Source organism: Haloferax sp. SDI50 (assembly GCF_059802635.1).
The window spans coordinates 2,449,021-2,460,074 of record NZ_JBPULL010000001.1; the positions used below are offsets into that span (position 1 = coordinate 2,449,021).

The 11,054-nt window shown below is 68.6% G+C and carries 10 protein-coding genes; 7 read left to right on the forward strand and 3 right to left on the reverse strand.

The features are described from left to right. Positions 1 to 111: 111 nt before the first annotated feature. From gatC to ACSR87_RS12910, 4 genes are all read left to right on the forward strand, one after another. Positions 112 to 390, forward strand: a complete 279-nt coding sequence (gatC, locus tag ACSR87_RS12895; protein ID WP_004064004.1) for an Asp-tRNA(Asn)/Glu-tRNA(Gln) amidotransferase subunit GatC — start codon at positions 112 to 114, stop codon at positions 388 to 390. Further along, entirely contained in the window at positions 391 to 1,662 is a 1,272-nt protein-coding gene (gene gatA / locus ACSR87_RS12900) for an Asp-tRNA(Asn)/Glu-tRNA(Gln) amidotransferase subunit GatA (RefSeq protein WP_058567136.1), read from the forward strand. A 124-nt stretch (positions 1,663 to 1,786) separates the two neighbouring features. After that, entirely contained in the window at positions 1,787 to 2,467 is a 681-nt protein-coding gene (locus ACSR87_RS12905; RefSeq protein WP_498530744.1) for a potassium channel family protein, read from the forward strand. Further along, positions 2,467 to 4,128 carry a TrkH family potassium uptake protein gene (locus ACSR87_RS12910; protein WP_498530745.1) on the forward strand — a complete coding sequence of 554 codons (1,662 nt, stop codon included), beginning with the start codon at positions 2,467 to 2,469 and terminating at the stop codon, positions 4,126 to 4,128. The genes ACSR87_RS12905 and ACSR87_RS12910 overlap by 1 nt, the downstream gene beginning before the upstream one ends. A gap of 33 nt (positions 4,129 to 4,161) precedes the next feature. On the opposite strand, the gene ACSR87_RS12915 is transcribed toward ACSR87_RS12910, so the two are convergent. From ACSR87_RS12915 to ACSR87_RS12925, 3 genes are all read right to left on the reverse strand, one after another. Further along, the gene (locus tag ACSR87_RS12915) at positions 4,162 to 5,766 is read right to left on the reverse strand and encodes a TrkH family potassium uptake protein (RefSeq protein ID WP_498530746.1); all 1,605 of its coding nucleotides are present in this window, start codon (positions 5,764 to 5,766) and stop codon (positions 4,162 to 4,164) included. A gap of 132 nt (positions 5,767 to 5,898) precedes the next feature. Then, entirely contained in the window at positions 5,899 to 7,236 is a 1,338-nt protein-coding gene (gene trkA / locus ACSR87_RS12920; RefSeq protein ID WP_498530747.1) for a Trk system potassium transporter TrkA, read from the reverse strand. 85 nt (positions 7,237 to 7,321) lie between these two features. Further along, complete coding sequence (locus ACSR87_RS12925; RefSeq protein WP_498530748.1) at positions 7,322 to 7,858, reverse strand: type II toxin-antitoxin system RatA family toxin; 537 nt, start codon at positions 7,856 to 7,858, stop codon at positions 7,322 to 7,324. Between the two features lie 118 nt (positions 7,859 to 7,976). On the opposite strand from ACSR87_RS12925, the gene ACSR87_RS12930 reads away from it, so the two are divergent. From ACSR87_RS12930 to coaBC, 3 genes are all read left to right on the forward strand, one after another. Then, positions 7,977 to 8,936 (forward strand): DUF7551 domain-containing protein, encoded by a 960-nt coding sequence (locus ACSR87_RS12930; RefSeq protein ID WP_498530749.1) that lies wholly within the window; start codon positions 7,977 to 7,979, stop codon positions 8,934 to 8,936. 80 nt (positions 8,937 to 9,016) lie between these two features. Then, on the forward strand, positions 9,017 to 9,796 hold the full coding sequence (locus ACSR87_RS12935; RefSeq protein ID WP_498530750.1) for an FAD-dependent oxidoreductase: 780 nt from the start codon (positions 9,017 to 9,019) through the stop codon (positions 9,794 to 9,796). Between the two features lie 96 nt (positions 9,797 to 9,892). Then, positions 9,893 to 11,053: a bifunctional phosphopantothenoylcysteine decarboxylase/phosphopantothenate--cysteine ligase CoaBC gene (gene coaBC, locus ACSR87_RS12940; protein WP_498530751.1), complete on the forward strand. Its 1,161-nt coding sequence runs from the start codon at positions 9,893 to 9,895 to the stop codon at positions 11,051 to 11,053. Position 11,054: the final 1 nt, after the last annotated feature.

Consider the following 11,054-nt stretch of genomic DNA (forward strand, 5'->3'; position numbering starts at 1 on the left):
GGTCGGAGCCGGCCGTCTCGCCGGCGGTCTCGGCCGGGCGGGCTCGCCCGGGGACCGGACGAAACGACCCACACCGAAACTCTTACTCCCGGTCTCCCATTCCTCCGATACATGAGCGATACGCCCGTCGACGCCGACGAGGTTCGACACGTCGCCGAGTTGGCGCGGGTCGACCTCGACGAGGACGAGGTCGAGGAGTTCGCGGCGCAGTTCGCGGACATCCTCGGCTACTTCGACGCCCTCGACGAGGTCCCCGAAGTCGACCGCGAGGACGAACTGGTGAACGTGATGCGCCCCGACGAGGTCCGCGACGGCCTCACCCAAGAGGAGGCGCTGTCGAACGCCGCAGAGACCGAAGACGGCTTCTTCAAGGGCCCGCGGGTGTCGTAGATGTCGCTGAACGCCTTCATCACGAAAGAGACGCTCGACGGCTCCGACGACGGCCCGCTTTCGGGCAAGACCGTCGCCGTCAAGGACAACATCTCCACGGAGGGGCTGCGGACGACCTGCGGCTCCGCGATGCTCGAAGACTACGTCCCACCGTACGACGCGACCGTGGTCGAACTCCTGAAGGACGCCGGCGCGACCATCGTCGGCAAGGCCAACATGGACGAGTTCGGCATGGGCACGACGACCGAGACCTCGGCGTTCGGCCCGACCAAGAACCCCGTCGACGAGTCCCGCGTCCCCGGCGGCTCCTCCGGTGGCTCCGCGGCGGCCGTCGCCGCCGGCGAGGCCGACCTCGCGCTCGGCACCGACACGGGCGGCTCCATCCGCTGTCCCGCCGCGTTCTGCGGCGTCGTCGGCATCAAGCCCACCTACGGCCTCGTCTCGCGCTACGGCCTCGTCGCCTACGCGAACTCCCTCGAACAGATCGGCCCCATCGCGCCGACCGTCGAGGACGCCGCCGCGCTCCTCGACGTCATCGCCGGCCCCGACGACCGAGACGGCACGACCCGCGACGCCGGTGCCGACTCGAACTACGCCGCGGCCGCCGACGGCGACGTCGAAGGCCTCACCATCGGCGTCCCGACCGAGTTCGTCGAGGGCGCGGACGAGGGCGTCGAGGAGGCGTTCTGGGCCGCGCTCGACGAACTCGAAGCCCAGGGCGCTGAGTACCGCGAGGTCAGCATGCCCTCCGTCGAGAAGGCCGTCGCCGCCTACTACGTCATCGCCATGTCCGAGGCGTCGTCGAACCTCGCTCGCTTCGACGGCGTCCGCTACGGCAAGTCCGGCGGCTACGACGGCAACTGGAACGAGGCGTTCGCCCGCGCCCGCGAGGAGGGCTTCGGCTCCGAGGTCAAACGCCGCATCCTCCTCGGCACGTACGCCCTCTCCGCGGGCTACCACGACAAGTACTACGCGAAGGCGCAGGACGCCCGCGCGTGGGTCAAACAGGACTTCGACGAGGCGTTCGAGGACGTCGACGTGGTCGCCTCGCCGACGATGCCCGTCCCGCCGTTCGAACTCGGCGAGAGCCTCGACGACCCGCTCCAGATGTACCTCGCAGACGCGAACACCGTGCCGGTGAACCTCGCGAACCTCCCCGCCATCTCGGTTCCGGCGGGCGAGACCGACGGCCTCCCGGTCGGCCTCCAACTCATCGGCCCCAAGTTCGGCGAGGAGACCATCGTCCGCGCCGCGTCCGCGGTCGAGAACTGAGTCGGCCGAGTCGGCCGCGCGGCTCTCGTTCGGTTCTCACGCGGTTCTCTCGCGTTCGAGGATTCGAGCGACGGAACGCCATGCCGATAGTTTTTCCACCGCCCCACGCCCACGCCGGAACGTCATGTACATCATCGTCGTCGGCGCGGGCAACATCGGCACGCCGCTCATCGAAATCGCCACCGAGGGCGGCAACGAGGTCGTCGTCGTCGAGCGCGACGAGGCGAAGGCCGAGGCGGCCGCCGCGACGTTCGACTGTCTCGTCCTCAACGACGACGCCACGGTCAAACAGACGCTCGACGAGGCCGGCGCGGACCGCGCCGACGCCATCATCACGACGACCGACAAGGACGCGACCAACATCATGGTCTGTCTGTTGGCGAAGGAACTCGACATCCCCGACATCGTCTCGGTCGTCCACAATCCCGAGCACATGAGCCTCTACCGCCAAATCGGCGTCAACACGATGGAGAACCCTCAGCGGCTCATCGCGGAGTATCTCTATCGGGCGGTCAAACGCCCCTCTATCGTCGACTACATGCGCATCGGTGAGCACGCCGAGGTGTTCGAAATCCGCGTCGACGAGGACGCGCCGATAACCGGGATGACGATTCAGGAGGCGGCCCAGGAGAACCTCCTCGACGGCGACACCCTCATCGTCGCCGTCGAGCGCGAGGGCGACGACGACCCCGTGACGCCCCGCGGGAACACCACTATCGGGTCCGGTGACCTCCTGACGGTCTACTCCGCGAAGGGCGCGACGCCCGAGGTGACTGACGTGTTCGGCCACTACGAGGACCACTGATGCCCCGCCGCGGACGAACCGTCTCGGGGTGGCCCGCCGACCTCGCGGTCATCGGCCGCGACGTGGGCTCGCTCCTCGCCATGGAGTCGGCCCTGATGACCGCCTCGGTCCTCGTCGCGGTCGGCTTCCGCGAGTGGTACGCCGCGCTCGCGTTCCTCGCCGCCGGGGGCGCGACGGCGTTCGTCGGGCTGGGCGCGCGAAAGGCGTTCGCGGACGCCCCCGCGCCCCGGATGAAACACGGGATGATAATCGCCGCCGCGGGCTGGTTCGCCACGGCCGCCTTCGGGTCGCTTCCCTTCTTCCTCACGGCGCAGTTCGCTCCGCAGAGCGTCTTCACGGCGCTCGTGCCCGCCGGCGTCGACTACGCCCAGTCGAGTCTCGTCTACTTCCGCGACCCGTTGCACGCCCTGTTCGAGAGCATGAGCGGCTGGACCGGGAGCGGGCTGACGATGGGCATCCACGAGCCGTCGCTTCCCCGGACGATTCAGTGGTGGCGCTCGCTCATCCAGTGGGTCGGCGGCGTGGGCGTCATCGTCCTCACCGTCTCCATCCTCTCGCGGCCCGGCAGCGGGAGCTACGCGCTGTACCGCGGCGAGGCCAGAGAGGAGAAGATTCACCCGAGCGTCGTCTCGACCGTTCGGACGGTCTGGAAGATTTTCGTCGGCTACACGCTCCTGTCGGTGGTCGTCCTCTTCGTCGCCATCCGCGCCAGCGACTACGGGGCGACGCTCCCGCTGTGGGAGGTCGCGTGGCAGGCGCTCAACCACGCGATGACCGGGCTCTCGACCGGCGGGTTCGCCGTCACCGACGGCTCCATCGGCACGTACGACTCGCCGCTCATCGAGACGGTGTTGCTCCCCATCATGGCGCTTGGCGCAATCGCCTTCCCCGTCCACTACGCCGTCCTGAAGAACCGCGATATCGACCGCCTCTGGGGCGACCTCCAGACGCGCTGGCTTCTCGTTCTCTTCGCCGTCGGCGCGGTCGCGCTCGCCGTCCAGAACCTCGTCAGCCTCCCGGCGACCGCGGGGTCGGCGTTCGTCGAAACTGCGGATTACTTCGGGCTTTCGGGCGTCGTCGGCGGGGCGCAGGCGGACGCCGTCCGCGACGCCGCGTTCCACTGGGTGAGCGCGCTCACCTGCACCGGCTTTCAGGCCGCGCCGCTCGGCGCGTGGTCAGACGGCGGGAAGATTCTCCTGTCGGGGGCGATGACCCTCGGCGGGGCTGCCGGGTCGACCGTCGGCGGCATCAAAATCATCCGCGGCTACACCATCTCCCGCGGCATCCGCTGGCAGTTCTCCCGCGTCTTCCTCCCCGAGAGCGCGGTCGTCAACATCGAGATGAACGGCCGCCGCCTCTCGCGGAACGAGATGGACCGTGAGTTCTCCGAGGCGGCCATCGTCTCGATGCTCTGGCTGTTGCTCCTCGTCGGGTCGAGCGTCCTCCTCGTGAACCTCGCCGGACCGGAGTTCACCTACGCCGACGCGCTGTTCGAAGTCGCGTCCGCACAGGGCAACGTCGGCATCTCGACGGGCATCACCGGCCCCTCGATGAACCCGTGGGCGGAGACGATGTTCCTGTTTAACATGTGGGTCGGCCGCCTCGAAATCATCCCGGTGTTGGTGTTCGCTCGCTCGGTCATCTACGGGCTGAACCCCTGATGAAAAACGGGTACTGACCTCTGTTTTCCGACGCTATCGACGCCAGTACTCCGGCGTGAAGATGACCAACACGGGCAGAATCTCCAGCCTGCCGACCCACATGAGAAGCACCATATACAGCTTCGAGCCGTTGGAGAAGTCGAGATAGCTCCCCATCGGGCCGACGACGCCGAAGCCCGGCCCGACGTTCCCGAGGGTCGCGGCGACGGCGCTCATGGTTTCGAGGATGCTCACGTCGAAGCCGATGCGCGCGGCGTCGAGGTGGAGCAGGCCGGTCGAGACGAAAAACAGCACGAGATACAGGAGCGTGAAGGCGTAGATGCCGCGGATGGCCCGCTCGTCGACCGCGCGGCCGGCGAGCCTGACGGGGCGAACCGCCTCGGGGTGAGCCGTCGTGAACAGCTCCCGGCGGAGCGACTTCACGATGACGTACCAGCGGACGATTTTTACCGCGCCGCCGGTCGACCCCCCGGAGCCGCCGATGAACATCGCGAACAGCAGGACGTACTGCGCCGGCGCGCTCCACGCGTTGAAGTCGATGCTGGCGTAGCCCGTCGTCGTGACGATGGAGACGACCTGAAACACCGACTGCCGGACCGCGGGCTCGACGTTGCCGATGATGGCCGTTCGGATGCCTTCGAGGTAGAGTTGGTCGTAGGTCTCGCCCGCGGGCGCGACGGACATCAGCCCGTCACCGAGGAACAGGATTCCCGCGAGGATGGCCGAGACGACGCCGATGACGCCGAGGTAGGACTTGAACTCGGTGTCGCGGAACAGTCGCTTCGGGTCGCCCGTGAGGACGTGCCAGAAGAGCGCGAAGTTGGTGCCGGCGGCGACCATGAAGGGAATCACGACCCACTGTGCGGCCGCCGAAAACGCCTCGATGCTGCGGGCCTCCGGCGAGAACCCGCCGGTCGGCATCGTCGTCAACCCGTGGGCGATGGCGTTGTACACGTCCATGTTCGGGGCGTGGCCGGTGACGTTGAGTCCGTAGAGGAGGACGATTTCGAGGACGGTGAGGCCGAGGTACGCGCCCCAGAGCGCGCGGGCCGTCTCGGCGATGCGCGGGGTGAGCTTCTCGATGCCGGGGCCGGGCGCTTCCGCGTCCATCAGCTGTGCGCCACCGACGGAGAGTTCGGGGAGGATGGCGACCGCGAGGACGACGATACCCATCCCGCCGAGCCACTGGGTGAGCTGTCGCCACATCATGATGCCGCGGGTGTGGGAGTCAAAGGAGATGTCGCCGAGCACCGTCGCCCCGGTCGTGGTGAAGCCGCTCATCGTCTCGAACAGCGCGTTCACCGGGTTACCGAGGGTCGATTCGGGGTGGATGGGCGACGCGACGAAGGGGATGCCGTGCGCCTCGATGAGAAACGGTATCGCGCCGACTATCGTCACCGCTAACCACGTCACCGCGACCATCAGGAAACCTTCGCGGGCCCCGATGTCGGGGTCGTCGGCGAGCCGTTCGAGCCCCGTGCCGACGAGGACCGTCACGGCCATCGTGACGACGAACGGGAGCACCGACTCGCCGTAGTACAGCGCGACCACGAGCGGGAAACAAAGAGGGACCGCGAGATACTTCAGGACGGTCCCCACGAGACGCAGGCTGGCTCTGTAATCGACCCGCAATTTCATCCGTGGACTAACGTACCGAGCGCCGGGTTCTTCCGTGTTCGGGTTCGCAGTCGGGGGCGCGACACCGTGACGCGGTGGGGATTCGGCGCACCCGTGGGTCGGCGGCGACGGGGGTGGCGGCGACGGGCCGGGTTACAGATTGGGTGTCACGTCGTCGATGACGCAGCTATCGACGAAGACGACGACGTGGTCGCCGGGTTCGATGACGGTGTCGCCGCGGGGGGTGATGAACTCGCGGCGGCGGGTTATCGCGCCGATGACGACGCCTTCGGGGAGCGTCGCCACCGACTCCCGAATCGGTTTGCCCGCGAGGACGCTCTCGGCGTCCACCTCGATTTCGAGCACTTCGGCCTTGTCAGACTCGATGAGCGCGACGTTCTCCGCGCCGCCCTCGCGGGTAAAGCGGGTTATCTCCTCTGCGACGACCTCGCGGGGGCTGACGCCCACGTCGACGCCGACGGCCTCGAACAGGTCCACGTACGGCGTCGTGTCGATGACGGCGACGGTGCGCTCGACGCCGAGGCGGGCGGCGAGAAGCGACACGAGCAGATTTTTCTCGTCGGAGTCGAGCGCCGAGACGAGCAGGTCGGCGTCGCCGATGTACTCGCGTTCGAGGAAGTCCACGTCGGTCGCGTCGCTCTCCATGACGATGGTTCCGGGGAGCATCTCCGCGAGTTCGCGGGCGCGCTCCGCGTCGTGCTCGATGAGTCTGGGCTTGAAGCCGCGCTCTTCGAGCAGGCGGGCGACGTGGTAGCCGATTTCGCTGCCGCCGACGATGACGACCTCCTCTGCGGTGCCCGGCGGTTCGTCCGGCGAGACGGAGCTTGCGAACCCCTGGACGCTCTTGGGGCTGCCGATGACGACGACGCGGTCGCCGGGGCCGATGACGGAGTCGCCGCGGGGAATCGTCACCTCGCCGTCGCGGAGGATGGCCGCGAACGTCAGCGAGTCGAAGCGGTCGGCCTCGCTTACGGTCTGGTTGGCGACGGGGCTCTCCTCGTTGACTTCGAACTCCGCCATCTGGACCTGCCCGCCCGCGAAGGGGTCGACATCGCGCGCCGCGGGGAGGCCGACGACGCGAACGATGGACTCCGCGGCGAGCAGGTTCGTACAGACCATGAAGTCGATGCCGAACGCCTTCTCGGAGCGCTGCCACGTCCGGAGGTACTCCGTGTTCTTGACGCGGGCGATGGTGAAGGCGTCCGAGATGGCCTTGGCGGTCGCGCAGGCGACGATGTTCGTCTCGTCGTCGTCGGTCGAGGCGATGACCATGTCGGCGCGCTCCACGTCGGCCTCTTCGAGCGTGTCCACTGAGGTTCCGTCGCCGTGGAGCGCCAGCACGTCCAGCGAGTAGTTCAGTTCGTCGACGCGCTCGGGGTCGCAGTCGATGACGACGACCTCGTGGGTCTCGTCGAGGTCGGCCGCGATGGACGACCCGACCTGTCCGGCACCGATGATTATCACGCGCACCAGAGACCAGCCCCTGTCATACCCCTGTGTTGGTCCGCGGGCGCGTATGTGCATTTCCCTTCACGAATCGCCCGTACACCGCCGCTCACGACCCCGGTTTCGAGTGTACCGTCAGTTCCACGCGCCGCGGTCGCCCCTCGATGTCAGCGACGATACGCTCGACGATTCGCTCCGCCTCCTTCTGGAGCACCGGCCGGAGCTTGTCGATGACCCACCCCAGCGAGACGAACCGCGGCAGGTCGATATCGCCGGCGGAGACGCTGTCGGGGTCGTACTCGACCTCGAAGAAGACGCGGCAGGCGGCGTCGGCGTCCGACGGGGCCTCGGCCGGCAGGTCGTCGAGTTCCTCGACTCGCCAGCGGCCGACGGCGTGTACGTCTTTGGTGATGGTCCAGTCAATTCGTGTCGGTGGGGTGACATCGGTCACCTTCGACTCGGCGGTGTAGGTGAGCTTCCACCACGAAAAGTACAGGGCGTACCGCGTGCCCGGCGACCCGTCGCCCGACTGCCGAACGTCCCGCAGGTGCTTCGAGTAGTCGGCGTACCGCGGGAAATCAACGAGGAACTCGTATATCTCCTCGGGCGGCAGGTAGACGACGGTGCTGACGGCTATCTCGTCCACGAGCGTCGAATGGAGTCGGCGGGACCAAAGCCTTGTGGGCCGTGTCGCTCGCTCGCGCGGCGCGGACGCCCTCGCAATCGCAACCTATAATCGGTCGGTGTCTCGACATACAGCCGAGATGGTGGGGGGGACGCTTCGGGACATCAGAGCCGAGATTCGGTCTCTGGCGTGTTCCGACGGCGACTACGCAGTTGTGTGCGGCCGCACGGGTTCGCCGCCTGGAGCCGCCGCAGGACAGCGGTTTCCGGACCGGCGCGCCGCCGGCGACGCCGCGGAACTGACTCGGGACTACCGGGCGGCGCTCCGGCGCTACGACCCGAACAGCCCGTACGACGACCCGCTCGTGTACGAGGTGGCCGAGGGACCGCCGCGGGCCGCCGAGGCGTCGGCGGACGAGTACGCCCGATACAGCGCGTTCTGCCACGACACCGCGGGCGCGCTGTTCGAGGCGCTGTCGGAACTCGGCTATCGGGAGGCCGAAACCGCCGCGATGGAGACGTACCTCACGCTGGCCGAGGTCGTCGACGACCGCGACGACTTCTGTCTCACGCTGGTCTGGAGCCTGATGAGCGAACTGGATGTTCGCCTCTCGGCCGCCGAACAGCGGGCGGTCGTCGAGACGGCGGCCGGGCTGTTCTGTCCGACCCCGACGCCGAACCCCGTGGACGCGGCGCTTCAACATCTCGAAGCCGTCGGCTTCGTCGAGGGCTACTCGGTGCGGCCGATACCCGACGCCGAGGCGGCTGGAACTGCCGGTGCCGACGCCCGAACCGACGCACGGACCGACGGCGACGACAGCTCCCGGACGTGGGAGCTCACCTTCGGTGACTACGCGCTCGCGGAGCGGACCGGCCGGATTCCGACGCTGCCGCTCGCCGTGGCTCTCGTCCGGCGGACGCCGGAGCGAACCGTGCGCTTTCTCGACGGCGAGGCGCTGTCTGACGGGCGCTGGCGGCTCCGGCTTCGAATGTCACCGAAGAACGGAGCGGGGCACGCACCCGGCTCGGCGGGCCTCGTCAGCGTCGAGGCAATCGAGAACCGCTGGCTCAACGACTCAAGCGCGTCGCTGGGTCGGTAGCCCGAACCGCCTCCGGGCGGAACTCGGCAGCGTTCAGCGACATCCGTACGGTTTTACTCGCCGCTGAGCTATCGCACGACATGAGCCAGACGATTCCACGAGACGCACTCGTCGTCGGCGGCGGCGTCGCCGGCCTCACCGCCGCGACGTTCCTCGCGCGCGCCGACCTCGACACCCTCGTCGTCAACGACGGCGAGCCAATCGTTCGCCGGAACGCCCACCTCGAAAACGTCCCCGGCTTCCCGGCGGGCGTCAACAGCCGGCTGTTTACCGACCTCCTCTCCGAGCAGGCCGACCGTAACGGCGCGGGCCGACTAACCGGCCGCGTGACCGACCTCGACGTACTCGGTGACGACGAGGACCCGCTGTTCCGGGCGACCGTCGAGACCGACGACGGCGAAGAGACCATCGAGGCGTCCCGAGTCGTCGCGGCCTCGTGGTCCGACGCCTCGTATCTCGAAGACACGGGCGTCGACCTCCGGGCCGCCGGGTCGAAAACCTACGTCGGCGTGGACGACCTCGGCCGGACCGACGTGCCCGGCATCTACGCCGCGGGTCGGCTGACCGAGATTTACCATCAGGCGGTCGTCGCCGCCGGCGACGCCGCGGAGGCGGCCATCACGCTCGTCCACGACTCGGGGACGGCGTTCTACAACGACTGGGTCGCGCCGACCGGCTACTTCACCGACCGCGGCCGCGAGGTGCCGCCGGCCTGCGAGGAGATAGACGCCGACGAGCGCGCCCGTCGCGAGCGCGAGTCCCGCGAGGTCATGCGCGAGTTCTTTGCCGAGCCGCACGACGAGCCCCAGCGCACCCACCCGAGCCTCGTCGACGACGAACTCGGGCGGCTCGACGAGTAACCGACCCGACCGCGCCGCGGGCGGACCGCCCGTCGGTCCCGCGGCCGCCCGCGGACGCGAATCCTTTTAGCGGGTAGCGGGCGCAGAGACGAGTGAATGCTCGAAGGTGTGAACGTCGCGCTCGGGGTGACGGGGAGTATCGCGGCCGTGAAAGTCGTCGAGTTGGCGCACGAACTCCGCCGCCGGGGCGCGTCGGTCCGCGCGGTGATGACCGACGCCGCGACGGGAATCATCCACCCGTGGGCGGTCGAGTTCGCCACCGACAACGACGTGGTAACCGAAATCACCGGCCGCGTCGAACACGTCGACCTCTGCGGCCGCGACGGCTGGGCCGACGTGTTCCTCGTCGCGCCCGCGACGGCCAACACGGTCGGTAAGATAGCGGCCGCCATCGACGACTCTCCGGTGACGACCACCGCGACCACCGCCCTCGGCGCGGGCGTTCCGGTCGTCGTCGCGCCCGCGATGCACGAACCCATGTACGACCACCCCGGCGTCCTCGACGCCATCGAGCGGGTGCGGTTGTGGGGCGTCGAGTTCGTCGACCCGCGCATCGAGGAGGGGAAGGCGAAACTCGCCACCGAGGAGGCCATCGTCACCGGCGTGGCCAAAGCGACGACCGACCAGACGCTCGCCGGGAAGTCGGTCGTCGTCACCGCCGGCGCGACGACCGAGTCTATCGACCCCATCCGCACTCTCTCGAACCGCGCCTCCGGTCGCACGGGCCGCGCCGTCGCCCGCGCGCTCGCGGTTCGCGGCGCGGACGTGACGCTCGTCCACGACGGCTACGACGCGCACTACGCCGACGTGCTCGCCGTCGAGTCGGCTGCCGAGATGCTGGACGCCGTCGAGGCCGCGGTCGACGCCGATGCCGACGCGCTCGTCTCCGCGGCCGCCATCTCGGATTTCACCGTCGAGGCGGCCGACCAGAAGATTCGCTCCGGCGAGGCGCGCACGCTTGACCTCAAACCCGCGCCGAAGCTCATCGACGCCGTCCGCGAGTCGCACCCGGACCTCCCCATCGTCGGCTTCAAGGCCGAGACGACCGGTGACGACGAGGCGATGGTCGGCGAGGCCCGCCGTATCATGGACCGCGTCGGCCTCGCGTTCGTCGTCGCCAACGACGCCTCCGTGATGGGCGAATCCGAGACCCGCGCGCTCGTCGTCCGCGCCGACGAGACGAGCGAGTACGTCGGGTCGAAAGACGGACTGGGCGCTCGCGTCGCTGCCGAACTGGCGACCGAGTTGGAAAAATAGG